The 24,546-nt window shown below is 70.5% G+C and carries 25 protein-coding genes; 12 read left to right on the top strand and 13 right to left on the bottom strand.

Annotated elements, in window-relative coordinates:
* Positions 1-3: 3 nt before the first annotated feature.
* From yut to GVV04_RS03305, 8 genes are all read right to left on the bottom strand, one after another.
* The gene (yut, locus tag GVV04_RS03340; RefSeq protein WP_161684266.1) at positions 4-1,050 is read right to left on the bottom strand and encodes an urea transporter; all 1,047 of its coding nucleotides are present in this window, start codon (positions 1,048-1,050) and stop codon (positions 4-6) included.
* A gap of 19 nt (positions 1,051-1,069) precedes the next feature.
* Positions 1,070-1,987 (bottom strand): urease accessory protein UreD, encoded by a 918-nt coding sequence (locus GVV04_RS03335; protein WP_161684264.1) that lies wholly within the window; start codon positions 1,985-1,987, stop codon positions 1,070-1,072.
* The gene (ureG, locus tag GVV04_RS03330; RefSeq protein WP_161684263.1) at positions 1,984-2,613 is read right to left on the bottom strand and encodes an urease accessory protein UreG; all 630 of its coding nucleotides are present in this window, start codon (positions 2,611-2,613) and stop codon (positions 1,984-1,986) included. Before ureG ends, GVV04_RS03335 begins: the two co-directional genes overlap by 4 nt.
* Positions 2,614-2,718: 105 nt before the next feature.
* Positions 2,719-3,396: an urease accessory protein UreF gene (locus GVV04_RS03325; protein WP_201752806.1), complete on the bottom strand. Its 678-nt coding sequence runs from the start codon at positions 3,394-3,396 to the stop codon at positions 2,719-2,721.
* 21 nt (positions 3,397-3,417) lie between these two features.
* Positions 3,418-3,981: an urease accessory protein UreE gene (gene ureE / locus GVV04_RS03320; RefSeq protein WP_161684259.1), complete on the bottom strand. Its 564-nt coding sequence runs from the start codon at positions 3,979-3,981 to the stop codon at positions 3,418-3,420.
* Positions 3,982-4,044: 63 nt separating this feature from the next.
* Positions 4,045-5,763, bottom strand: a complete 1,719-nt coding sequence (locus GVV04_RS03315) for an urease subunit alpha (protein ID WP_161684257.1) — start codon at positions 5,761-5,763, stop codon at positions 4,045-4,047.
* A 49-nt stretch (positions 5,764-5,812) separates the two neighbouring features.
* Positions 5,813-6,274, bottom strand: coding sequence for an urease subunit beta (locus GVV04_RS03310; RefSeq protein WP_161684255.1), 462 nt, complete (start codon positions 6,272-6,274; stop codon positions 5,813-5,815).
* Between the two features lie 42 nt (positions 6,275-6,316).
* Positions 6,317-6,619, bottom strand: a complete 303-nt coding sequence (locus tag GVV04_RS03305; protein WP_161684253.1) for an urease subunit gamma — start codon at positions 6,617-6,619, stop codon at positions 6,317-6,319.
* Positions 6,620-7,049: 430 nt separating this feature from the next.
* On the opposite strand from GVV04_RS03305, the gene GVV04_RS03300 reads away from it, so the two are divergent.
* Positions 7,050-7,595 (top strand): hypothetical protein, encoded by a 546-nt coding sequence (locus tag GVV04_RS03300; RefSeq protein ID WP_161684251.1) that lies wholly within the window; start codon positions 7,050-7,052, stop codon positions 7,593-7,595.
* A 52-nt stretch (positions 7,596-7,647) separates the two neighbouring features.
* On the top strand, positions 7,648-8,622 hold the full coding sequence (locus GVV04_RS03295) for a COG1361 family protein (RefSeq protein ID WP_161684249.1): 975 nt from the start codon (positions 7,648-7,650) through the stop codon (positions 8,620-8,622).
* Positions 8,623-8,886: 264 nt separating this feature from the next.
* On the opposite strand, the gene GVV04_RS03290 is transcribed toward GVV04_RS03295, so the two are convergent.
* Positions 8,887-10,119, bottom strand: a complete 1,233-nt coding sequence (locus tag GVV04_RS03290; protein WP_161684247.1) for a S8 family peptidase — start codon at positions 10,117-10,119, stop codon at positions 8,887-8,889.
* Positions 10,120-10,355: 236 nt separating this feature from the next.
* On the opposite strand from GVV04_RS03290, the gene GVV04_RS03285 reads away from it, so the two are divergent.
* From GVV04_RS03285 to GVV04_RS03260, 6 genes are all read left to right on the top strand, one after another.
* Entirely contained in the window at positions 10,356-10,559 is a 204-nt protein-coding gene (locus GVV04_RS03285) for a hypothetical protein (protein WP_161684245.1), read from the top strand.
* Between the two features lie 179 nt (positions 10,560-10,738).
* A complete protein-coding gene (locus GVV04_RS03280; RefSeq protein WP_161684243.1) occupies positions 10,739-10,915 on the top strand; it encodes a hypothetical protein in 177 nt (58 codons plus the stop codon).
* A complete protein-coding gene (locus GVV04_RS03275; RefSeq protein ID WP_161684241.1) occupies positions 10,912-11,925 on the top strand; it encodes a glycosyltransferase family 4 protein in 1,014 nt (337 codons plus the stop codon). The genes GVV04_RS03280 and GVV04_RS03275 overlap by 4 nt, the downstream gene beginning before the upstream one ends.
* A gap of 165 nt (positions 11,926-12,090) precedes the next feature.
* Positions 12,091-13,227, top strand: coding sequence for a glycosyltransferase (locus GVV04_RS03270; protein WP_161684240.1), 1,137 nt, complete (start codon positions 12,091-12,093; stop codon positions 13,225-13,227).
* Positions 13,224-14,288: a glycosyltransferase gene (locus GVV04_RS03265; RefSeq protein ID WP_407938746.1), complete on the top strand. Its 1,065-nt coding sequence runs from the start codon at positions 13,224-13,226 to the stop codon at positions 14,286-14,288. Before GVV04_RS03270 ends, GVV04_RS03265 begins: the two co-directional genes overlap by 4 nt.
* Positions 14,285-15,817, top strand: a complete 1,533-nt coding sequence (locus tag GVV04_RS03260) for a glycoside hydrolase family 130 protein (RefSeq protein WP_161684238.1) — start codon at positions 14,285-14,287, stop codon at positions 15,815-15,817. The genes GVV04_RS03265 and GVV04_RS03260 overlap by 4 nt, the downstream gene beginning before the upstream one ends.
* Positions 15,818-15,841: 24 nt before the next feature.
* Here GVV04_RS03260 and GVV04_RS03255 read toward each other — a convergent pair whose 3' ends face one another.
* From GVV04_RS03255 to GVV04_RS03245, 3 genes are all read right to left on the bottom strand, one after another.
* Entirely contained in the window at positions 15,842-16,864 is a 1,023-nt protein-coding gene (locus GVV04_RS03255; RefSeq protein WP_161684236.1) for a fatty acid desaturase family protein, read from the bottom strand.
* A gap of 198 nt (positions 16,865-17,062) precedes the next feature.
* Positions 17,063-17,497 carry a beta/alpha barrel domain-containing protein gene (locus GVV04_RS03250; RefSeq protein WP_161684234.1) on the bottom strand — a complete coding sequence of 145 codons (435 nt, stop codon included), beginning with the start codon at positions 17,495-17,497 and terminating at the stop codon, positions 17,063-17,065.
* Positions 17,498-17,717: 220 nt separating this feature from the next.
* The gene (locus GVV04_RS03245) at positions 17,718-18,533 is read right to left on the bottom strand and encodes an RNA polymerase sigma factor SigF (RefSeq protein ID WP_161684232.1); all 816 of its coding nucleotides are present in this window, start codon (positions 18,531-18,533) and stop codon (positions 17,718-17,720) included.
* 347 nt (positions 18,534-18,880) lie between these two features.
* Here GVV04_RS03245 and GVV04_RS03240 point away from each other — a divergent pair, with 347 nt between their 5' ends.
* Complete coding sequence (locus GVV04_RS03240) at positions 18,881-19,366, top strand: hypothetical protein (RefSeq protein ID WP_161684230.1); 486 nt, start codon at positions 18,881-18,883, stop codon at positions 19,364-19,366.
* A gap of 202 nt (positions 19,367-19,568) precedes the next feature.
* Positions 19,569-20,918: an FAD-dependent oxidoreductase gene (locus tag GVV04_RS03235; RefSeq protein WP_161684228.1), complete on the top strand. Its 1,350-nt coding sequence runs from the start codon at positions 19,569-19,571 to the stop codon at positions 20,916-20,918.
* Between the two features lie 122 nt (positions 20,919-21,040).
* Here GVV04_RS03235 and GVV04_RS03230 read toward each other — a convergent pair whose 3' ends face one another.
* Positions 21,041-22,288 carry an MFS transporter gene (locus GVV04_RS03230; RefSeq protein WP_161684226.1) on the bottom strand — a complete coding sequence of 416 codons (1,248 nt, stop codon included), beginning with the start codon at positions 22,286-22,288 and terminating at the stop codon, positions 21,041-21,043.
* A gap of 545 nt (positions 22,289-22,833) precedes the next feature.
* Between GVV04_RS03230 and GVV04_RS03225 the strand changes: the two genes are divergently transcribed.
* Both GVV04_RS03225 and GVV04_RS03220 read left to right on the top strand, forming a co-directional pair.
* Entirely contained in the window at positions 22,834-23,601 is a 768-nt protein-coding gene (locus tag GVV04_RS03225) for a LuxR C-terminal-related transcriptional regulator (RefSeq protein ID WP_201752804.1), read from the top strand.
* Between the two features lie 5 nt (positions 23,602-23,606).
* Positions 23,607-24,446 (top strand): aminoglycoside phosphotransferase family protein, encoded by an 840-nt coding sequence (locus tag GVV04_RS03220; protein ID WP_161684225.1) that lies wholly within the window; start codon positions 23,607-23,609, stop codon positions 24,444-24,446.
* The last annotated feature ends 100 nt before the right edge of the window (positions 24,447-24,546 follow it).

Below are 24,546 nucleotides of genomic sequence, written 5' to 3'. Positions count from 1 at the left end.
ACCTCACCTCTCTTTGTGCAAGGGTTGGATGGTGCGTTTCGCCGCGGAGACGATGGTCTCCTTGATGCGTTCGTGGTTGGGCACCGGCGCGAAGTGCCGCTGGGGCAGCAACAGCAGCCAGGTGGCGATGTTGAACGGCCCGGTCAGCACGGGGATGGCCAGGGGGGTGAGCACCGCCGCGAGGGCCACGTGGACGAAGAGCGTCAGTGCGATTCCGAACAGGGTGTAGATCGTCACGAACACACCGGGACGGTGCAGCACCGCGCCCACCGCGATCGCCGTCAACACCGCGTTGAAGCCGTACAGGCCCTTGTCGAGCGACATCCCGTCGGCCCCGAACCAGAGCGCCAGCAGGGTCGCGCCGGCGCTGCCCACCAGCGCGAAGAGCGCCGACCACCGAGAGTTGATCAGCAGGGCGACCAGGATGATCAGCCCACTGACCCAGCTGTTGATCAAGTACACCTGGGAGACCCCACGGAAGAAGATCGGGATGAGGTCCCAGTCGAAACGGCCGCCGACCAGCGCGCCCTCGCCGGGGAACTTCGGCTTCAGGTTGGTCAGGACGGTGAACTGGTTGAACTGGTAGGCGCCCAACAACAGCACCCAGGTGGTCAGCACGAACGGGAAGGTGAACGCGGTCAGCCCGTAGGCCTTGAAGACCCTGTTCAGCGCCAGGGTGACCACGGTGGTGGCCGCGGCGCCCAGCACCAGGTAGAGCCACATCAACGGCCGGTCGTCGAGGAACGTCGGTACGGCGATCCCGGTCAGCACCGGGCTGAAGCCGAACAGTCCCTTCCGCAACGAGGGCCGGTCCACCTGGAGCAGGATGGCGGTCACCGTGCCCACGACGAGACCGAGGACCGCCCCGCCGAAGATCCGGGGCTGCCCGCTGTCGAACGCACCCCAGGCGATCGCGCCGAGGATCAGCAGGCCGGAGAGCGGATTGTTCTGGAAGACCACCTGCGCGGGGCCGCGCAGACACGCGTCGACGAACTCGATCAGCGGATTGCGGTCACTCAGACCGTCCCATCGCCGTGCGACCTGGGTCATGTTCCTCTCCTTCGCCTAGTCATCGCCAGCTGAATGCCGGCGGGAAGGTCCGGCCCGTCACCTCTTCGCGGGCGGCCACGCAGAAGGCGCGTACCGCGGCGCGAACCGGCTCCGTCTCCTGCCCCAGGACCTTGAAGATGAGCCCGGCATCGTTCGGCAGTCGGCTGACCGCGCTGGCCAGCGGCGTATCCTCGTCCCAGACCGGCGCCGAGGTCCGGTCGAAGACCCGTGCGGCCCGCTCGGGGCTGGTGAGCAGCACGACGTTGCCGAAGATGTGGAAGCGGTCCATGACCCCGGTCCGGGCCACCTCGAACCGGCCGGGGCTGACCACGAACTTCTCGACGAACAACTGCCGACCGTCGGGCCGCTCCGCGCGCAGCGTGGAGGAGAAGAGGTCGTAGGCGAAGAGTTCGCCGTCGCGGTAGTGCTTGCGGCCCGGTTGCAGCACCTCGGCGTAGAGCATGGTGGCGCTCTCGGGGAGCCGCACCCGGCTGTCCGTGACGAACCGGCTGCCCCGATAGGGGATCACCGGCTCCGGGAGGAATTCGAGGTACGCGTCGTCGGCGAGGGTGAAGGTCTGGATCTGGGTGCCGTAGTTCGCGTCCATTTCCTGGATCTTGGTGGCGGCCTGGGTGACCAGGTGTGCCTGGGTCCCCGGCGCCATGTCGACGTCGATCCGCAGTCGGTCGCCCTGGAGCACGCCCCCGGAGGTGGTGAGGATCATGATGCAGGGCAGCTCCGGCATCTCCTCGTCCCAGTAGAGCGCCCGCTGCACCAGCAGCGGCGACTGCCGGTAGAGGTCGTCCAGGATCGTCCGGTCGCCGCGTCGCTCGAAGCTCATCCGCAGCACGCCGACCTTGCCGTTGGCCCCGGCGGGCAGCTGGGCGGGTTCGTCCTGGTACGGCTCCAGCTCCCGGGCGGTGTCCAGTGAGATCATGCGACCACTTCGGCGTCGAACAGCGCGTTCCGGCGGATCAGCGAGACCAGCTCGTCGATGCCGTCACCCGTCTTGCAGTTGGTGAAGACGACCGGCTTTCCGTTGCGCATCAGATCCGCGTCGTGCGCCATGACGTCGAGGTCGGCGTCCACGTACGGGGCGAGATCGGTCTTGTTGATCACGAGGATGTCGGACTTGGAGATCCCCGGGCCGTTCTTGCGCGGAATCTTGTCGCCGGCGGCCACGTCGATCACGTAGATGAAGAAGTCCACCAGCGCCGGGCTGAAGGTGAGCGTGAGATTGTCCCCGCCGCTCTCGATCAGCACCACGTCGCTGTCCGGGAAGCGGGCCTCCATGTCCTCCACAGCGGCCAGGTTCATGCTCGGGTCCTCGCGGACGGCGGTGTGCGGGCAGGCCCCGGTCTCCACCCCGATGATCCGCTCCTCGACCAGGACCCCGGTCAATGCGCGCCGCACGTGCTTCGCGTCCTCCGTGGTGACGACGTCGTTGGTGATGACCAGTACCCGCAGTCCGTTATCCACGAAGCGGGGCACGACGGCTTCGATGATCGCGGTCTTGCCGCTGCCCACCGGGCCGCCCACTCCGATACGACTTGCCGACTTCATGACGTGACCTCTGCTTCTCAAAGAAATTTCACCAAATTCGGGACCTGCTGACGTCGGAGTCTCTCCGGGTCGATCAGGAGGCCCGCCGGGTTGGGCCAGGGGCGCTCAACTCATGAACATCCGTACGTGGGCGTGCTGGTGCGCGGCCGCCAGAACGTCGATGTGGGGAGCGAAGTTCTGCATGTCGTCGAGGCTCGCCGTGCGCACCTCGCGGTAGTCGTCGGGGACCTTCTCGTTGACCGCGTAGAGGATCGACTGCGCGTCGAGGTGGTCGACCCGCATCAGCCGGACCGCCGCGCCGAGGACCATCGAGGCCGCGCCGTACTGGTGGGCCGCGAAGGCGTCCTCCTCGCTCACCCCGAGCTCGGCGAAGAGCACGCCGAGCGCGACCGGATAGGTCACCGGCACCCCGTTCGCCGACTCGCTGATCCGCTTCTTGAGCAGCGACTCCCCGACGATCCGGGTCGAGGCCTCGGCCAGCTTGCGTCCCATCCGTACGGACATGGTCCGCATCTCTTCGTTGATCTTTCGCAGGCAGACGGCCTCGTCCGCGTGCCGGATCCGGTCGAGGTCGCCGGAGGTGGCGCCGCGGTGCCCGGCGAGCAGCGCGACGCCGTCCCCCGTGGCGGCGAGCCGGGTGACCGTCCGGACGAAGTCCTGCAGGGTCACCCGGTCATGGACGACCTCGTGCTGGACGGCCATCTCCAGCCCGTTGGAGAAGGAGAAGGCGCCGACCGGGAAGACCGAGTCGCCGAACTGCAACAGCTTCAGTGTCTCGACCATCGCGCGCACCGGCCGGCCCCCTCAGTTGAGGTTCGCGGGAAGGTGGGTGTGCGGCGTGGAGTCAGCGCCACCGAACAACCGCCGCGACTCGTGCGGCGCGAGATAGGCGATGATCTCGGTACCGGGCACGAACTCGTGGGTGATCCCGGTGAACGCGTGGGTCCGCATCACGGAGTCCATGACCTTGCGGTCCACGGTGAGCGGGACGTACATCTTCGTGCCCTTGACCACGGCCGGCCAGTGCTGGTTGCCGATGGCGTGACCGAGCTCGACGGCCCCGCGGATCAGCAGTTCCGGCGATTCCCCGTGCAGCCCGTCGAGGTGCACCACCATCACGTCGCCGAGCCTGACCCGGGCCACCACCGCGGTGGCGGTCAGGTCGTCCCAGGCCAGGATGTCCCCGTCGCGCAGCCTGACGCCACGGCTGAGCGAGACCGCCAGCTCGGCGCCCGAACTGGTCATCTTGAGCAGGCGGCTCTTCTGGGCATCCCACTGGTCGAGCACGAGATCGTCGATCCGCGCCTCCTTCAGCCGGGTGATCCAGTTCGGCTCGCTCACGTTGCCCAGCACCGTTTCGATGAGCACTGGTTTCTCCTTTCACACGCGTGTGCCGGAACCCGACACGACCGCGAAGACGTCCTGTGGGGGTCAGCTGAAGAAATAGAGCTGGCTCATCGGCAGATTTTTGGCCGCCGGCACGGTCGCGTGAACGCCGTCCATCTTCACCGCGAAGGTCTCCGGATCGACCTCCAGCTTCGGCGTCCTGTCGTTACGGACCATGTCCCGCTTGGTCAGGCCCCGGGTCCGGTAGACCGGAATGATCTGCCGTTGCAGGCCGAGCTCCTCGCCGATCCCGTTCTCGTGGGCGGCACGGGACACGAAGGTCACGCAGCTCTTGGCGAGCTGGCTGCCGAAGGCGCCGAACATCGGGCGGTAGTAGACGGGCTGCGGCGTCGGCAGCGAGGCGTTCGGGTCGCCCATGATCGACCAGGCGATCAGCCCGCCCTTGAGGACCAGCTTCGGCTTCGTGCCGAAGAAGGCCGGCTCCCAGAGCACCAGGTCGGCCATCTTGCCCGGGGTCACCGACCCGACCACGTGCGAGATGCCCTGGGTGATGGCCGGGTTGATGGTCATCTTGGCCACGTAGCGCAGCACCCGGAAGTTGTCGTTGGAGGACGAGTCCTCGGCGAGCTTGCCTCGGGCGATCTTCATCTGCCCGGCGAGCTGGATGGTCCGCAGCCAGGTCTCGCCGACCCGTCCCATGGCCTGCGAGTCGCTCTGCATCATCGAGATGACGCCCTCGTCGAGCAGCACGTCCTCGGCCGCGATGGTCTCCGTGCGGATCCGGCTCTCGACGAAGGCGACGTCCGAGGGGACCGACGGGTTGAAGTTGTGACAAACCATGATCATGTCGTACAGCTCGGACTGGCTGTTGATCCCGTAGGGGACCGTCGGCGTGGTCGAGCTCGGCAACACGTTCATCTCGCCGGCGATCTTGATGATGTCCGGCGCGTGCCCACCACCGGCGCCCTCGGTGTGGAAGGTGTGGACGGTCCGGCCCTCGAGCGCGGCGATGCTGTCCTCGATGTAGCCGCTCTCGTTGAGGGTGTCGGTGTGGATGCTGACCTGCACGTCGAACTCGTCGGCGACGGCCAGGCAGGCCCGGATCACCGCGGGCGGCGCACCCCAGTCCTCGTGGATCTTAAAGCTGGGCGCGCCGGCCATGATCTGCTCCACGAGGGGCGCGCGGCCGCTGCTGTTGCCCTTGGCCATGATGCCGAAGTTGATCGGGATGTTCTCGAACGACCGCATCATCGCCTGGATGTTCCACGGGCCGGGGGTGATGGTCACGCCGTTGCTGCTGTCGGTGGGCCCGGTGCCGCCGCCCCACAGCGTCGTCACGCCGTTGCTGAGCGCCGCGTACGCCTGTTGCGGCGCCACCAGGTGCACGTGCGCGTCGATGCCGCCGGCGGTCAGGATGAGGTGCTCGCCGGAGATGGCGTCGGTGCCCGGCCCCACCACCAGTTCGGGGGTGACCCCCTGCATCGTGCGCGGGTTACCCGCCTTGCCGATGCCGGCGATCTTGCCGTTCTTGACGCCGACGTCCGCCTTGACCACGCCGAGCGTCGCGTCGACGATGGTCACGTTCGTGATGACGAGGTCGAGGGCGCCGGCGGCGTTGGTGTACTGATTGTCGACGCCCATGCCGTCGCGCAGCGTCTTGCCGCCGCCGTACATGACCTCGTCGCCGAGGACGCGGAGGTCCTTCTCGATCTCGATGTGGAGGTCGGTGTCTCCCAGTCTGATCTGGTCGCCCGTGGTAGGGCCGTACATTCCGGCATATTCTTTACGTGAAATCTGGCTCATCGAAGTCTCTCTCCCGTGCCCGGGGTCGGCAGCCCGCGAAATGGTGGACCTACTGCTTCTTGCTCTTGGTGTCTTCCTGCTTCTCCGGACTGGTCTTGAAACCCCGGGTCTTGGCGACGTGGATCGCCCTGATCCGGTCGGGCCGGTAGCCGGGGGTGGGCCCGTCGCCGGTCCAGCCCTGGACCAGCCCGTTGAACCCGAAGACCCGCTGGGTGCCGGCGTAGGGAACGAGCTCCACCGTCTTCTTGTCGCCCGGCTCGAAGCGGATGGACGTCGTCGCCGGAATGTTCAACCGCTTGCCGAAGGCCGCCTCGCGGTCGAACGCCAGCAGGCGGTTGACCTCGAAGAAGTGGAAGTGCGAGCCGATCTGGATCGGCCGGTCGCCCGTGTTCTGCACGACCACTTCAGTGACCGGTCGGCCCGCGTTGAGCTCCAGCGGCTGGTCGCTGAGCAGATAGCCGCCGATGGGTCGAAGGTGCTTGGAATTAGGGCCGGGATGTTGCTTGGCCATTTCGCCCCCGCTTTCCTGGAGACCGCGTCTCCGCTTGTACCCCTATCGGATGGGTGAGTGGACGGTGACCAGCCGCGAGCCGTCGGTGAAGACCGCCTCCACCTGGAGCATGGGCAACATGTCGCCCACGCCCGGCATCACGTCGTCCGCACTGAGGACGCTGCGCGCCTCGTTCATGACCTCCTCGACGGTCTTGCCGTCGCGGGCCCCCTCCAGCGCGGCGGCGCAAATCACCGCGACGGCCTCGGGGTGGTTCAGCTTCACTCCTCTGGCCCGTCGGGCGTTGGCCACCAACGCCATCGAGAGAATCGTGAGCTTGTCGAATTCCTTCGGTGTCAGATGCACTGTCCTGATCCTTCGCGACTGTCGATCGTGAGAGCCGCCAGTCAGTCCGGGTAGGCGCGGCGGCCGGCCTGGTGCGGCTGCGGGCACCTCGGGCGAGACTGGAGTATTTGCCCGTTGCGGCCGGGTATGTCCCGGTCGCGTTTCAGACGCTATCAGTGGTCTTGCCCGCTTGGGGTGGATACCGAAATCCCGCAGCGGCTGCGTCCAGCCGCTTTGGACGGCTGAGCGCGCAACCTTTGATCGGGGTGGATGTGGCGCCGACGCTCGCGTTGCGCGGGGCGGTGGCGAGGGTGTCCGAGGCCGGCCGCTCATCCATCTGCCGGGGCGCCGCCTCGCCCGGCTCAGGGTTCAGTAGCGATTTCGGGCCGAAGGTCGCGCCTAGCGACTAATATCCCGACTTGTTTCCTTTCTATCCATTGATGGAGGTTTCATGAGATCCAAGCTCTTCGCGGCCGGCCTGGCCGGCTCGGCGCTCGTCCTCGGGTTCGCCTCGCCGGCATCGGCGGACACCGCGGACACCATCGTGACGCTGACTGTGACGGCCGAAGACGGTCTCTCGATCAGTGCTCCGGCGACGGCGAACATCGGCACCGGCAACCCGGGCGACACGGTGTCCGGACAGATCGGGCCGGTTATCGTGACCGACGAGCGCGCCGCCCTGAACGCCAACTGGAACGCCACGGTCATCGCCACCGACTTCACCACCGGTGGGGCGACCGGGCCGGAGACCATCCCGAACATCAACGTCCTCTACTGGTCCGGCGGGGCGACCGCGACCACCGGCAGCGGCACCTTCACCCCCGGCCAGGCGGGTGCGGGGAACGCGGCGATCATCAACGTGCCGCGCGACGCGTTCACCCACACCGGCGGCAGCGGCGACAACTCCGCCACCTGGAACCCGACCCTCGTGGTCAACGTCCCCGAGGGCGTCGTCGCCGGGGTCTACACGGGCACGGTGACCCACACTGTCCTGTAACCGCCTGCGCCGGCTGGCACTGCTGGCATCGGCCGCCGTCCTGGCGTGCCTGGTGCCCGCAGCGCCGGCCGGCGCCGGGGCAGCACAGCAGCCGGCCGAGGACGACGCGAGGATCGGCGTCCGGCTCGTGGACATCCCGGTCGCGCGGCTGACGGACCCGCGCGCCCGGAACTACATCATCGACCATCTCAAGCCCGGTGCCACGATCGACCGCCGGGTCGAGGTGCACAACGCCTCGCCCGAATCACAGCACGTCGAGTTCTACCCCGTCGGCGCCACCGTCGAGAACAACACCTTCACCGCCCTCGACGGCCGCAGCGGCAACGAGCTGAGCGGCTGGGTGAGCGTAGGGGTGAACAGCGTCGACCTGCCGCCGGGCGGCAAGAAGGTGGTGAAGGTCGAGATCGCCGTGCCGGAGACCGCCTCCGCAGGCGAGCGGTACGCCGCGGTCCTCGCCCAGGTCGCCCGCACGCCGACCGACCGTGGCAACATCGGCCAGATCCGCCGCGTCGGTGTGCGCATCTACCTGAACATCGGCCCGGGCGGGGAGCCGCCCACCGACTTCAGCATCGGGGACATCGCGGGGGGCCCCGGCCCCGGGCAGTGGCCGGTCGTCACCGCGCAGGTTCGCAACACGGGCCAACGCGCGATCGACATGAGCGGAAACCTGTTCCTGTCCCGCGAGTCCGGCTCGTCCAAGGCCGGCCCCTTCAAGATCACCACCGGCGTCACGGTGCTGCCCGGCCAGGTCGGCCAGGTCGGCACCGAACTGAACGAGCCCCTGTCCGCCGGCGGATGGCATGTCCAACTGGAACTGACCAGCGGGACGGTGCGACGCACCGCAGAAGGCACGATCACCCTTCCCGTACCGGTCAGGTCGGTGGTGGCCAGGAGCGCCGGGGGCACCCGGATCGCGGTCCCTGTCGTGGCCGGCACGGCACTCGTGGGCGCTCTCCTCGCCTTCCTCGCCTACCGCCGCCATCGGCGGAGCGGCCACTACCGCCGCTCCAGAGGTGCTTTGTCATGATCGGGACTGTGGTTGAACGGCGCTTCGGCCCGACCGCCAGGCGTTGCGACTGGTGAGGAGGGCCCAGCACGGTGTCGACCCGACACGGGCGAACACGTTGCAGCGGCGCGCGCCGCAGTCAGGGCCTGGTGTCCTGTTCGGTCGGGTCGTGAGGCGGAGATGTCTCCGGCCCGCAGGCCGGAGACATCTCGCGTCCGGGACTTCCGAGCGGGGTCGGCCGCCAGCGATGGAGCAGGTCGAGCCTGGTCCCTTGGAACAGACGATTCACGGGCCGCAGTAGAGCAGGCGGTTCGGGGTGCCGGCGACGACGCCGGTGACGACTCCGGTGGTCGACCGGCTGACCAGGTAGCTGGCGACCTGGGCCGGGGACCAGCCCGGGTTGGCCGACAGAGCCAGCGCGGCACAGCCGGCCACGTGGGCCGAGGCCGCCGAGCCGCCGCTGATCGTGACGATCGCGGTGTCGCTGGTGTGCCACGTGGACGGGATGTTCGCCCCCGGGGCGAACACGTCGATGCAACTGCCGTAGTTGCCGTTCGGCATCCGGGCGTCGGTGGACGAGGTGCCCACCACGGTCAACGCGCCCGGCACCCGGCCGGGTGAGTTGTTGCAGGCGTTCCCGCCCGAGCTGCCCCCGGCGGTGACGTAGGTGATGCCCCGATTGATCGAGTTGGTGACCGCCGTGTCCAGGGCGGTGGTGACCGGCCCGCCGATGGCCAGCTCCACCACCGCCGGCCGGAGGGCGTTCGCCGTGATCCAGTCGATCCCGGCGATCACCGTGGCGGTGGTGCCGCTGCCGGTGCAGTTGAGCACCCGGACCGGGTGGATCTGGACCTCCTTGGCCACCCCGTACCGGGTGCCGCCGATCGTGCCGGCCAGGTGGGTGCCGTGGCCGTTGCAGTCGTCCGCGGGAAGGGCGCCGTCGACGAGGTCGACACCGCCGCTGACCCGGCCGGCGAAGTCCGTGTGGGTGGCCCGGACACCGGTGTCGGCGACGTACACGTGCACGTTGTGCGCGGTGTTCGGGTAGGCGTACCGGCCGTCGAGCGGCAGGTTCCGCTGGTCGATCCGGTCCAGTCCCCATGACGGCGGGTTGATCTGCACGCCGGGGCCGATCAGCGGCGTGACCTGGTTCTGCTCGACATACGACACCGCCGGGTCGGCGGCGAGGCGGCGAGCGGCCCGCTCCGTGAGCCGTACCTCAAATCCGGCCACGGCGCTGCCGTAGACGTGGCCGACGGTGCCCCCGTAGCGGGCCCGCAGCCGGTCGGCGGCTCTGGTGACCTCGGCGGCGGCGCCCACCCCCACCGACGAGCGGACCGGGGCCTCCCGGAGCACGACGAGGTAGCTGCCCGGTACGGCGTCGGCGGTGCCGGCTTGGCGGATGGTTCCCTCGGCGGCAGTCCCGGCGGCTGCCTGTCCACCCGGGAGCAGCGCGGCGCTCAGGGCGGTCGCCAGGGCGAAGGCGAGCACCCGACCCCGCACACGTGAACTGGTCATCTCGTCTCCTCACCGGATGGGACCGGCCCAGGGCGGGATCGCCTCGATGCTGGTGGAACGACGGTGCTGATCAGAATGGGGGAACCAGGTGCAGCAGGTGCTTCGACGAACCCGTTCCCGGGCTGGCGATCACGCCGGTCGTGGTGTGGCTGACCAGACACGAGTGTACTGATCGAAATGAATCTATGGTAGCCACTGGGTGGCCGGGTGACTGCGCGATCCGGGAGCCGGTGATCATGGCTCGGAACCAGGTCTGCGAGGATCTCGTGACCGTTCTGCCGCGCTCGACGAGCGAGATCGTCGTCACATTTACCACGAACGACGCCCGCGACCACGAAGGAAACGGACCGAAGGCTGCCCTATTGCCGGATGAGGCGTACGGTTGCCATGTCGCCCGGGTCTCCGGTGGCCCCGCCATTTCCGCCGCCGCCAACCCCTGACGGGCATTGAGCAACGCTCAGCTCCGCCGCGACAGCGACGGCACCCTGACTGGCGGCCCCTCGGTCAACCTGAAGATTCGCGGGCCCGCAGAGCAGGCCCAGCACCTTTCGCACCGCTACCCCCTCCGAGCCCGGGAGAGGGCCACGCCCGTACCCACGGTTCAACAAAGGGAGCGCAGATGATGAGGATCGCACGGCACCGGATTGTCGACGCCCTTCGCGGGCGGGACCAGCACGCCAGGGCCGACTGGGTCGAGCGTGAGCTACCGGAATGGGTGGACCCCGCCAAGCACACCGGGCTGCTCTCGACGCTGCATCTCGATCCGGCCGAGCTCGCCGAGGCGTCATCCCCGTGAGGGTGGCTCTGCTCGGGCCGGTGGCGTGGCGTACACCGCCGCACCACTACGGCCCCTGGGAGCAGGTGACGGGCCTGCTGGCCGAGGGGCTGACCACCCGTGGGGTGGACGTGACACTCTTCGCGACGTTGGACTCGGTCACCTCCGCCGCCCTCGACGGCGTCTGCCCGCGGGGGTACGCCGACGAGCCGTCGATGGACGGGCGGGTGTGGGAGGCGATGCACGTCTCGCACGCGTTCGCCCGCTCGGCGGAGTTCGACCTGGTGCACAACCACCTCGACTGGCTGCCGCTGGCGTTCGCCGAGCACTGTCGCGCCCCGTTGCTCACCACCGTCCACGGCTTCTCGGGCCCCGGCATCCTGCCCGCGTACGCCAGGGCCCGGTCGTCCTACGTGTCGATCTCCGACGCCGACCGGGTCGCCGGGCTCGACTACGTCGCCACGGTGCACCACGGCGTGGACATGACCGGGCTGCCGTTCACCCCGGAGGGCGGCCCCGGCCTGGTCGCCTTCGGGCGGATCCACCCCGACAAGGGCACCCACACCGCCATCGAGATCGCCCGGCTCGCCGGTCGGCCCCTGACGATCTGCGGCATCGTGCAGGACGAGCGGTACTTCACCGAGCTGGTGGCACCGCACATCGACGGCGAACGGGTCATCTTCCTCGGCTCGGTGGGCCCCCGACGGCGCGCGGAAATCCTGGGCGCCAGCGCCGCGCTGTTGCACCCGATCGCCTTCGACGAGCCGTTCGGCCTGTCGGTGGTGGAGTCGATGGCGTGCGGCACGCCGGTCGTCGCGTACGCGCGAGGATCCATGCCGGAAGTCGTCGACGAGGGGGTGACCGGCCTGCTCGTGAACACCGTCGAGCAGGCCGTCGACGCCGTCGCCGCAGTCGCGAGGATCGACCGGGCCGGATGCCGGGAGCGGGCGCGGCAGCGCTTCGACGCGGACCGGATGGTCGACGACTACCTCGCGGTCTACGACGACCTCATCGGCCGTCCACAGCGCTGAACCCGCTGAACGACTGACGACCCCTGACGAACCGGACCCCGCACCCGCGGCGGCCGGACCCGGGCCCCTTCCGCCGGCCACCCACGCCGTCCGCGTGCGCTGTCACCCGCACGGGGCACGCCCCCTGTTCCTCGGGCGGCGGCCCACAACCGAAAGGCCCAAGCCATGCCCAGCTACGGTTTCCTCAGCACCCACCCGCCGACCCGGTGCGGACTGGCCAGCTTCAACTCCCTCCTGGCCGCACACCTGACCGCCGGCGGCACCCGCGGGGGTGTCGTACGGCTCACCGGCAGGGGCGACGACCAGCGTGCCCTGCCCGAGGTCGTGCACACCTGGGCGGCGGACGCCCCGGCGGGCTGGCGGGACGCCGCCGCCGCCCTGAACGCCTTCGACGTGGCGATCGTCCAGCACGAGTACGGGATCTACCCCGGCACCGACGGCCGGGAGGTTCTGCCGCTGCTGCGCCAGCTCGCCGTGCCGAGCATCGTGGTCCTGCACACCGTGCTCAGCAACCCCACCGCCGGGCAGAAGTCCCTGCTGGAGCAGGTCGTCGCCGAGGCCGGGGCAGTCGTCACGATGACCGAAACAGCCCGCGACCGGCTTCTCGTCGGTTACCGCGTGGAACCGGCGAAGGTCACGGTCATTCCGCACGGCGCCGACGACCACGCCGGCCTTTCCGCCCCGCGCCGTACCCGTCCGCACCTGCTCACCTGGGGGCTGCTCGGCCCCGGCAAGGGCATCGAGTGGTCGTTGCGGGCCCTCGCCCGGTTGCAGGACCTGGACCCGACCCCCACCTTCACCGTCGCGGGTCGCACCCACCCGAAGGTGATCGAGCACCATGGGGAGGCGTACCGGGCGGGACTGCACCAGCTCGGTGCGCAGCTGGGCGTCGCGCACACCGTGGACTACCAGTCGCAGTACCACGACCCGGCCGCGCTCGGCGCGTTGATCCGCTCCGCCGACGTGGTCCTGCTGCCGTACGACTCCCGTGAGCAGGTCACCTCCGGGGTCCTCGTCGAAGCGGTGGCCGCCGGGGTTCCCGTCGTGGCCACGCCGTTCCCGCACGCCGTCGAGTTGCTCACCAACGGGCCCGGCCTGCTCGTACCCCATGGCAATCCGGTGGCGCTGGCCAAGGCGATCCGGCGGATCCTGACCGATCCCGGCCTGGCCGCCCGGCTGGCCGGCCGCGTCCGGCCGGCGGCTGCGGAGCTGCGCTGGCCGGCCGTGGCGGCCCGGTACGACGCCCTCGCGGAACGGCTCACCACCGCCCGCCCGCCGGTGGTCAGCGCGGCGGCGGCGTGACCCTGACCGCCGGCCGTCCCGCCACGACGGCCGGCAGCTCGCCGCCCGGCCGGCGCCTGAACGCGCCCGCACCGAGCTTCGCTCATCTGGCCAGGTTGAGCGACGACACCGGCCTGTTCGAACACGCCCGGCACGCCATCGTCCGCCGGGAACACGGCTACTGCACCGACGACGTCGCGCGGGGTCTGCTCGTCACGAGCCGGGAGCCGGAGCCGACCGGCGCGGTGCTCCGACTCGCGGAGTGCTACCTCGCCTTCCTGACCCACGCGCAGGACGCCCGCGGCGCCTTCCACAACCGGCTCGGCCACGACCGGCGCTGGGCCGACCGGCCCGGGCTCGGCGACTGGTGGGGACGGGCCCTGTGGGGCCTGGGCACCGCCGCCGCCCGCAGCCCCGCGGCCTGGATCCGGGAGGAGGCGCTCGTCGCCTTCAGCGTGGGTGCCGCGCGGCGCAGCCCCGCCCCGCACGCGATGGCCTTCGCCGGGCTCGGCGCCGCCGAGGTGCTGCGCCGTCACCCCACCCATGCCGCCGCGGCCGCGCTGCTGGCCGCCGCGGCCGCCACGGTCGGCACCCCGTCGGCGGAGCCGGGATGGCCCTGGCCCCAGCCACGCCTGACCTACGCCAGCGCGGCCCTCGCGGAGGTCGTCATCGCCGCCAGCCAACTGCGCCACGACGGCCCCCTGCTCGACAGCGGCCTGCGGATGCTGGCCTGGCTGCGCGACGTCCAACTGCGCGACGGGCGGCTGTCGGTCGTGCCGGCCGCCGGTTGGGAGCGGGGTGCGGCGCGGCTGCGTCACGACCAGCAGCCGATCGAGGTCGCCGCCTTCGCCGACGCCTGCGCCACGGCCGGCACGGTCACCGGCGACCCGGTCTGGGACGTCGGGGTGCGGCAGGCCGTCGGCTGGTTCCTCGGCGACAACGACGTCGGCACGCCGATGTGGGATCCGGCCACCGGCGGCGGATACGACGGGTTGACCCCGCACGGACCCAACCTGAACCAGGGCGCCGAGTCCACCCTCGCGCTGATCTCCACCCTGCAGCACGCCCGGCGGTGGTCGTGACCCGGAACCTGGTCGTCCGGCAGAACCTCACCCTGGGTCCGGACCCGAGCCGGGTCGTCGTCAAGCTCTTCGTGCCCGGCGAGGACGCCGCCGTGGCCCGTACCCGCGCGCAGGCGCTCATCGACCGCGTCGCCCGCCTCGACGACGAGGAGACCGTCCGGCTGCTGCGGGACACCCTCCACCGATTCGGTGGCCGGCACCGGGACCTGGCCGCCACGTTCCAGCACCACTACGACCTCGTCCGGCACCGGGCGCCTCGGGCCCGGGACCTTTCCCCCACCACCCGTCTCCTGGTCGGCGCCTACTTCAGCCACGAGTACGCGGTCGAGTCCGCCGCGCTGTGCAACCCGTCGATGGTGGCCCACCCCGACCAGGACGGCCTGGAACCGGGACAGCTGCGGGTCGCGATCAGCCTGCGCCAGATCGGTGAGGGACACCTGTCCTCGATCGGGTTTGCCAGCGCGGTGCTCGGACCGGACGACCGGCTCGCCGTCGCCGGTCGCCCCGGCCCGCTCGTCGTCGGGCAGCAGGCCGCCGTACAACGCCGCCGGGACCTGCTCGCCGCCGGACTGGCCGAGGACGACTGTGACAACGAGGTCTCCGCCACCGTGCTGGACTCCCTGCCCGAACGCTACGACGAGGCCACCTTCGAGCGGACCCTCGCCGGCCTCCCGCCCGACCTGCTCTCCCGCGGCAGCGCGCCCGGCATCGTCGAACAACTGCGACGCACCAATGCCGCCAGCTACGCCGTGACCTTCCCCGCCGACACCAGCCTGCATCAACGGGTGCTCTGGCCGGCCACCCCGTCGGAGAGCAACGGCATGGAGGACGCCCGGTTCGTCAGGTTCGTCGACGAGTCCGGGCCGGTGTACCGGGCCACCTACACCGCCTACGACGGCCGGCGCATCGCCACCCGGGCACTGGCCAGCGGGGACCTGCGTCGCTTCGAGATCACCCCGATGCGCGGCCCGGGCGCCCGCAACAAGGGCGTCGCGCTGTTCCCCCGTACCGTCGGCGGTAGCCACCTCGCACTGTGCCGCGCCGACGGCGAGACCATCGGTCTGACCTGCCTGGACGGCGACAACCGGTGGCAGGCGCCGGTGCAGCTGCACGCCCCCGGCCGCAGCTGGGAACTGATCCAGGTCGGCAACTGCGGATCACCCATCGAGACCGACGCCGGGTGGCTCGTGCTCACCCACGGCGTCGGCCCGATGCGCCGGTACGCCGTCGGTGCCCTCCTGCTCGACCTGGACCGACCGGAACGGGTCCTCGCCGAGTTCCCCGGCGCGCTCCTGGCGCCGGACGAGGCCGAACGGGACGGGTATGTGCCCAACGTCGTCTACTCCTGCGGGGGGCTCGTCCACTCCGGCCTGCTGTGGCTGCCGTACGGGGCCAGCGACGCCCGGGTCGGTTTCGCCACCGTGCCGGTGGACGCGCTCATCGCGGCGATGGTCGAACTCCCACCACCGCCCGACGGACGGCGGGGGAGTCCCGCTCAGCGGCCGCCCGGAGACGGCGCCCACGGGTAGCGACCGCAGCGGCTGGACGTCCGTCTACGGGGTACGCGCTCCGACGTCGCGCAGGTGGCGCAGTGCCTCCGCCCAGGAGCTGCCCAGGGCGGTTTCGTGGTAGGCGATGTCGTGTTCGGCGCAGAACCGCATGATCAACGGCCGGGCCCGGCGGAGGTTGGGGCACGGCATGCTCGGGAACAGGTGATGCTCGATCTGGTAGTTCAGGCCGCCGAGCAGGGTGTCGAGGAACGCCCCGCCGCGGACGTTGCGGGAGGTGAGGACCTGCCGCCGCAGGTAGTCGAGGTCGTCCTCGGCGCCGAGGATCGGCATGCCCTTGTGGTTCGGGGCGAAGGAGCAGCCGAGGTAGAGGCCGAACACGCCCTGGTTGACGAGGACGAACGCGACCGCCTGTGCCGGGCTCAGGACCAGGAACACGGCGGCGAGGTAGCCGCCGAAGTGCAGGGCCAGCAGCCCGGCCTCGACGGGTCGACGCGCGGTGCGGCGCTGGCCGAGAACCGCCCGGACGCTGGCGGCGTGCAGGTGCAGGCCCTCCAGCAGGAGCATCGGGAAGAACAGGTACGCCTGGTGACGGACGAGCAGTGCGCCGAGGCCGCGTCGTCGCCGGGCCTGGCCGGCGGTGAAGGACAAGGCCGCCATGGTGATGTCGGGATCTCTGCCCTCGGTGTTGGGGTGGGCGTGGTGCCGGTTGTGCTTGTCCACCCACCAGCCGAAGCTGATCCCGGTCAGGAGGTTGCCGTGCACGATGCCGATCAGGTCGTTCACCCGGCGCGAGCGGGATATCTGCCGGTGCCCGGCGTCGTGGCCGATGAACGCGACCTGCGCGAACACCACCGCGAGGGCCACCGCGACGCCCAGCTGCCACCACGATTCACCCAACCAGCCGAACAGGGCCCACAGTCCGGCGAAGCAACCGACGACGAGACCGATGCGTACCGCGTAGTAGCCCCGCCGCCGGCCGAGTAGACCCGCCGCGCGAACCTGTCGGGACAGGTCGGCGTAGTCGCTGCCCCGCTGACGGTCGGTGCCAAGGCTGATGTCGCTCATAGTGGCTGCTCCCGCTGGTCCCTGTCCGCCGGCTGGCTCAGCGGCGCCGGCCCGACCGGCCGGTCAGGCGCGCCACCAACTGTTGAAGCGTCCGCTGAGTGCCGGGTTTGGCCGCCTGGTGACGGCCACGCCGCATCAGATCACGCCCTACCGGGCTGTTGAGCCGATCCTTGATCCGTTGGCTCATCGATCCCGATGTCACGGCGTCCTACCTCCCGGCCCTTCACCAGCTGATTCTCGTGCCTCCGCGCCTCCAGTCTCGTCCGATCCGCGAGCCGGCCAGGGCGGTTTGGGTTTTATTGCGCGAGTGGGACGGGTTCGGCGCGCGACGGCCGCCACGCCGGCGGCCACCAGGTCCGCGACGTGGTCGAACTCGCCGGCCGCGATCGCCGCGTGGGGCACCATCCAGCTATCGCCCATGGCGAGGGCCGACGGCAGCGCGAGGTAGTCGGCAGCCGAGTCGACGTCGATGCCGCCGGTCGGCACGAAGGAGACCTGACGGAACGGCGCGGACACCGCCGCGAGCGGCGTGACCGGTTTCGCGTACGGGGTCGGCCCGGCCAGCAGCTCGGCGACGCCGGTCAGGGCGGCGACCGTCGTCACCAGCTGGAGGCGGGAGTTCCTCACGGGCATCGACAGATGATCTCAACGAACCCCACCCCCGCTCCACGCCGTCCCACCCTCCACCCCCTGCACCTCCCACCCCTTCAAAGACCTACTGACCGATTCCGCCAGGCATTCAGCGGCGTTGATCAAGAGGTTTGTGTCAGATGGCGGCCCGAATCTGACACAAACCTCTTGATCAACGCGCACGGGCGGGGGTGGGGTGGGGGTTTGGGGTGTGACCTGAGGGTTAGGCGTAGTCCTTGGAGAGTTGGCCGCGTAGGTGGGCGAGCGCTCGGGTGATGAGCCGGGAGACCTGCATCTGGGAGACGCCGATCCGGTCGGCGATCTGGGCCTGGGTCAGGTTGCCGTGGAAACGCATGCTCAGGATCCTGCGTTCGCGTTCCGGCAGCGTGGCAAGCGCCGGGCCGAGGGCGACGCGGATCTCGGCCAGGTCGAGGCCGTGGTCGTCGGCGCCGAGGGTGTCGCCGAGTTCCATGCTGCCGTCGGCGCCGGTCGGGGTGGACAGCGAGGTGGCCCGGTAGGCCCGGGCCCCTTCCAGTCCTTCCAGGACCGCCTCCTCGGTCAGGTCGAGGTAGGTCGCGATGTCGGCCACGGTCGGCGAGCGCCCCAACGTCTGGGTGAGGGTGCTGTTCGCCTCGCTGATCGACAGGCGTAGCTCCTGCAGGCGGCGGGGCACCCGCACGGCCCAGGTGCGGTCACGGAAGTACCGCTTGATCTCGCCGATGATGGTGGGGATGGCGTACCCGGTGAAGTCGACGCCCCGGGCGGGGTCGAACCTGTCGACGGCCTTGATGAGCCCGACCGCGGCGATCTGGGCCAGGTCCTCGTCGTGTGTGCCGCGTCCGGCGTAGCGGTGTGCCAGGTGACGGGCGAGTGGCAACCACGCCTCGATGGCGCGTTCCCGCAGTGCCGGTCGGCGGGGGTCGTCGGCCGGGGTGGCGGCCATCACGGCCAGGAGGTCGTCGGCGCTGTCAGCGTTGTGCGCGCTGCTTCGTTCGCCGAAGCGGGCGTTGGTCGCCGGTTCGAGGGTGGTGGATGCCATGGGGTGGTCCTTCCCGAACGTGCCCGTGGATCGGATCGACCGGAAGATCTCCGAACCGGCTATCGCCGGAGCACACGTACGGGCGGGTGCGCTGTCGCAAGGCCACGATCACGGGCCTCGCCACCGCGTCATGTCGTCCAGATGATGTTGTGAACACTACCCGAAGGATCGGCTAATTACTAGCCGAACGGATGATGCGGGGTGCTGCGTCCTTCGCACCGCGCTGAAGCGGATTTCGGGGGTGCGAGGGTTGGCGGGGCCTGCGCCGGCTCGGCCGCCGATCGGTGCCCGCCGAGTGCCCACCGGCGGCTCTGCCGGGGCGTGCCGGGCCGTGCCAGGATGTGGCGGTGTCGTACCCCCCTTATCCGTCGTACCCGCCCATGCCCGGCGCCGTCACGCCGCTGATCGCCTACCCCCAACCGATTCCACCGCCCCCGGGCCACGCGGTGCTGGCCGTCTCGGTCAACCGCGGGCCCTACATCGTGCCCGCCCCGACCACGTGCAGGTTCAAGATCGACCGTCAGACGGTCCCGATTCCCGGCGAGGGCACCTGGTACGTGGCCGTCCCGGCGGGTCCGCACGACATCCGCTACACCGACTTCATGGGCATCCCCGTCATGACCACCGGGCTCGTCGCCCACCCCGGGGCCCTGCACGCCCTGTCGTTCCGCTTCGGCGGCTGGCGCAACCGCGTCCACGACGGGCACGGCACCGACGTGACGAAGTTCGGCATGTGGTCGAACTACAGCGTCACGCTCGTCACGCTGGTCGTGTTCGGGCTGCTCTGCTGCGGTGGCACCGGGCTCCTCGCCTCGCTCTCCACCTCGCCCTGACCGCCTCGCCCTGACCCCCTCGGCCGCCGGCCACTGAGGACAGCGTCCGTCCGACCTGGACGCCGTCCTCGGTGGCCGGCGGCGGATCGCCCGTGGATCAGCCTCGGCGGTACGTCGACCAACCGTGCGGAGCCCGGGCGGTCACGCCGGTTGCGCAATCTCGAAGAGGATCGGCACGCCTCGGTCGCCTACCGTCTCGACCATGGTCCGCGCAGGCAACGCCGTGGTGCTGGGTGCCAGCATGGGCGGGCTGATCGCCGCCCGGGTGCTCAGCGACGCGTACGACACCGTCACGATCGTCGACCGCGACGTCCTTCCCGAGGCGGCGGCGCCACGGCGCGGCGTGCCCCAGTCGCGTCAGCTGCACGTTCTGCTGGCCCGGGGGCGGCAGGCGCTCGACGAACTGTTCGACGGTCTCAGCGACGAGCTCCACCGGGCCGGCGCACCCCTCGTCGACCTCAACGGGCAGGTGCACTGGTGCAACGACGGCTACCCGATGCGCCGCTCCCCGTCCCAGCTCATCGGCGTGGGGGTCAGCCGCCCCCTGCTGGAGCGCACGGTGCGGGCCCGGGTGGAGAAGCTGGGGAACGTCCGTTTCCGGCCGCCGGCGGAGGCGACCGGTCTGCTGAGCACCGACGACCGTCGCCGGATCACCGGTGTCCTGGTGACGCCGCGCGACGGGGCGGCCTACCGGCTCGACGCCGATCTGGTGGTCGACGCCTGCGGCCGGGCGTCGCGTACCCCGGGGTGGCTGACCGCGCTCGGCTTTCCGGCCCCGGCCGAACAGCGGGTCGCGGTCGACGTCACCTATGTCACCCGCAACTACGAGCGCGACCCCCGGCACCTCGACGGCCTCCTCGGCGCGCTGACCAACGCCGTTCCGGGGCGTCCGCGCACCGGCATCGTCGCCGCCCAGGAGGGTGGCCGCTTCGGGGTGGCCCTCGCCGGGGTGCTCGGCGAGCAGCCGCCGCTGGACGACGAGGGCTACGCGCGGTTCGCCGAGTCGCTGGGTCTGCCGCTGATCAGCCGGTTGGTGCGCGAGGCCACCCCCGTCGGCGAACCGGCGCTGATGCGGTATCCGGCGAGCGTCCGGCGGCGCTACGAGCGGCTGCGCCGCTTTCCGGGCGGCTACCTGGTGTTCGGGGACGCCCTGTGCAGCTTCAACCCCGTCTACGGTCAGGGAATGACGGTCGCGGCGACCGAGGGCCTGCTGCTGCGGACCCTGCTGGCGGGCGACCGGGACCGGCTGTGGCGGCGGTTCTTCCACGGGGCCGGCAAGCTCATCGACGGCCCGTGGTCCATCGCGGTCGGCACGGATCTGCGTTTCCCCGAGGTGGACGGGCGCCGGACGATGCGGGTGCGGCTCGTCAACGCGTACGTGCACCGGCTCCATGCCGCCGCCCGCACCGACGCGGTGCTCGGCACCGCCTTCCTGCGGGTCCTCAACCTTGTCGACCCGCCGCACCGGCTGCTGCGTCCGGCGATCGTGCGCCGGGTGCTGCGCGGCGGCGCCTCGCGGGGTGTCCGGCCCGGAGCCGCCCCGGGGACCTGATCCCGGCCGCGACCGCCGCCCGGCCCACGGTCAGGATCTTCCCCGGCCCCACCAGCGGCGCGAACGGGGACGCCGGGTGCCCGGCCCGTCGGCCGGGATGACCCCGGCCGACGGTGTGGGGCCTACGGGCTGGTCGCGGAGGCCGTCGCCCGGGCGAGCGTGACCTCGCCGCGGCGCGCGACCGGGACGATCAGCGCCGACGCGACCAACGCGGCCACCGCGATGCCGAGCCAGCCCCAGAAGCCGAAGGCGATGACCAGGCCCGACAGCATGGCCGGGCCGATGATGTTCTGCGTGATCACGTGTAGGTCGAACGCGCCGAGGTACTCGCCCTGGGCGTGCTCCGGGGCGAGGCCGAAGGCGAGGCCCCACCCCGAGGCGGCCTGCATCACCTCGGCCACCGACAGGATCAGCACCGCGGCGACGATCGCGACGGACACCAGCACGACGTCGTCGTTGAGGGCGGTCACCGCGATGACGGCGCAGCCGCCGGCCAGCCAGTAGCCGGAGCGCCGGGCGAGCCTGCCGGCACCGTCCACGGTGTCCGCGCCACGGCTGGCCCGCACCTGGAACAGGATGACGAACACCGTGTTGAAGATGAGCAGCAGCGGGATCAGGAAGTGCGGCAGCGAGGTGCGGTTGAGCGCCCACAGCGGCATCGTGACCAGGATGACGGTGACGTGGGAGGCGAGCACCGTCGAGACGCCGACGACGGAGAGGAAGCGCGGGTCGCGTACGGCGGCGAAGCGCTTGAAGCCCACCGGAACGGGACGCGACGGCGTGTCGGGCAGGCGGGTGACCAGCAGCGCGGCGCTGGCCATCAGCGCGGCGGTGGTGAGCGGGATCAGCACGAGCAGCCGCTGGCTGAGCGCGGCGACGGCAGCCACGCCGATGCCGATGCTGAAGCCGATGTTGAACACCGACCGCATCATGGCCTTGAGCTTGACCCGTTCCTCGGCGGGCACGAGGTTGCCGACGAGAGCCCCGTTGGTCGGGCCGGTGCCGTACTCGATGAAGCCGACGGCGACCACCAGGGCGAAGAAGTGCATCGCGTTGTCCACCAGGGCGTAGAGCCCGAATCCCACCGTCAGCGCGGCGAACAGCATGACGAGCAGCCGGCGCGCGCCCACCCGGTCGGCGATCACGCCGAACAGGACCGACGAGATGAAGGCGGACATGCCCGCCGCGGACAGGCCCAGGCCGACCTGCTTGGGGTCGAGTCCGACGCGGAGTGTGAAGTAGACGACACTGCCGCTGAGAAAGACTCCCTTGCCGATCGATTCGGCCAGCCGGATCGCGATCAGTTTCCTGCGTAGCGGATCGGTCGGTACCAAACGGGTTCCGGAATCAATTAATCGCGAAAAGGGCATATTCGCACATCCTGGTGTGGGGGAGCGGTCGGCGTCAATCATCGCGGTGGCGGCACAGGGCGGGACAGGGCGTTCGGTGGGCCGGGGGTGGGACGAATTCCTGGGTCGGCCGGGACGGTTTCCTGTGGACGCCCGGGGCGCGGTGGGCTAGTCGTGCGGCCTGACCAGGGCGGGCGTCCCGGGTCGGGCGAGACGTTGAGCAGGTGGGACGTGGGTTTCGTCCTGGACACCCGGTCCGATGTGGGTCGTTCCGTCGTCGAGAAGCCCCCTCCGATCGTTCATATTGATTTGATCGCTGCAATTGCGTCAGAAGATAGACATGGATACCGTACGGCTAAGCATGCGTGTTCTTCTGTTGGTGGTCATGAGATGTTCACGTCGATGCGGAGTCGGCGATTCCGCGACGCCTCCACGGAAGGGTGGCGTCACGGGCCAGTTAGGACGGGTGAGGTGTTGTGATGGTCAGCGTGGGCTCGACCACCGAACTGGCTCATACGATGAGGCGGGAGCCAGTAGGTGTCGCGTACGAGGCAGGATCCCGTCCCGTGACAGTTGTGCTGGCCGACGCCCAGCCGGTGGTGCGCAAGGGCCTGCGTGCCTTGCTGTCCTCCTCGGCCGAGGTCACCGTGGTCGCCGAGGCGGGGACCGCGCGGGAGGCGATGAAAGGGGCGGCGTCGCTGCGCCCCGACGTGCTCGTGCTCGACATCGAGCTGCCGGACTTCCAGGCGGGGGTGACGCTACAGGAGATCGCCCGCATCTCACCCTCGACCGCGGTGCTGGTCTTCACCGCGGTCGAGGACGAGGGGTCGGTCTTCGCCGCCATGCGCGCCGGCGCGCGGGGCTACGTGCTGAAGAGCTGCCCGGGCGACGGCATTGTGCGGACGATCCGGGGCGTCGCGACGGGCGAGGTGATCCTTGGACCCAGGGTGGCCGATCAACTCATCGCGCAGCTCGGCCGGGAGCCCCGCAACCAGCAGCTCTTCCCGGAGCTGACGGCGCGCGAGCGGCAGGTGCTGGAGCTGATCGCGTCGGGTATGCGCAACGGGGCGATCGCCACGCAGCTGCACCTGTCGCCCAAGACGGTCAGCAACCACATCTCGACCATCTTCAACAAGCTGAACGTGTCGGACCGGTACGAGGCGATCGAGGTGGCCCGAAAGGCCAGGCTGGAGCGCCCCGCGCCGAGCCCCGCGCCGAGCCCCGACCGGGTGTCCGGCGGCAGCGTCCCGCTGGCCCACAGGTGGGGCGCCACACCCCTGCCCGAGGTGGGCGACTCCGCCGCGTACGTCGGCGCGCGATCGATCGAGAGGTGAGTGGGATGGTCCTTGATCTGGAAGCGATCACGAATCGGTTGGAGCCGAGGTTCGGCAAGGCGGCGCACCGCTGGGTCGGCACGTTGACCCAGCGGCTGGACGAACTCGTCGAGCAGTGGGCGCTCGACCTCGGCGACCAGCTCAAGTCCGGCAACTCCTCCGTGGTGTTCCGGTGCCGGGGCCCGCAGGGCGACGCGGTGCTGAAGCTGTCACCCGACAGCTACGCCGTGCGGGAGGAGGTCGACATGCTGCGCCAGTTCGCGGCCAGCGGGCGGGTGCCGGCGGTGCTGGCGACGGCCAAGGGCGCGGTGCTGCTCGAATCGATCCACCCGGGCACGCTGGTGGAGAAGATGCCGCAGCCGCCCTCGCCGGCGGAGTACGCCGCGTTCCTCAACGACCTGCACGGCGTCGGGGACCCGGCGGCCGCACCACGGCAACTGGAGGACTGGATCGACGTGCTGTTCAACTCGGCGGTGCGGCGGGGCGCCGACCTCGCCGGGTCGAAGCGGCTGCGCGACGACCTGTTCGCGGCACCCACCGACACCGTGCTGCTGCACGGCGACCTGCACCTGGGCAACGTGCTCAGCGGCGGGGCGAAGGGCCTGGTGGCCATCGACCCGATGGCCTGCGCCGGTGACCCCTGCTTCGACGCGGTCGACTACGTGCTCGAGGGCCTGGACCGTGCGGAGATGCTGCGCCGGCGTGACGAGTTGGCCGCCGCGGCCGGCATCGACGTGCAGCGGCTCGACATGTGGTGCCGGGTGACCGCCCCGATCGGGGCGACGTACGTCAGCAACCCGGGGCACTCCGCGGAGCTGGCGGCCTTCGGTCGCGGCGAGTACTAGCGACGTTCCACGGCGGCGCGCACATCCCGACCGGCCCCCGGTCCGACGGCTGACCCCGTCGGGCCGGGGGCCGGTCCGCGTCCGGTGGAGGCGTCGAGGT

Source organism: Micromonospora rubida (assembly GCF_009908295.1).
Classification (GTDB): Bacteria; Actinomycetota; Actinomycetes; order Mycobacteriales; family Micromonosporaceae; genus Micromonospora; species Micromonospora rubida.
This window is presented reverse-complemented; position numbering and strand designations above follow the sequence as displayed.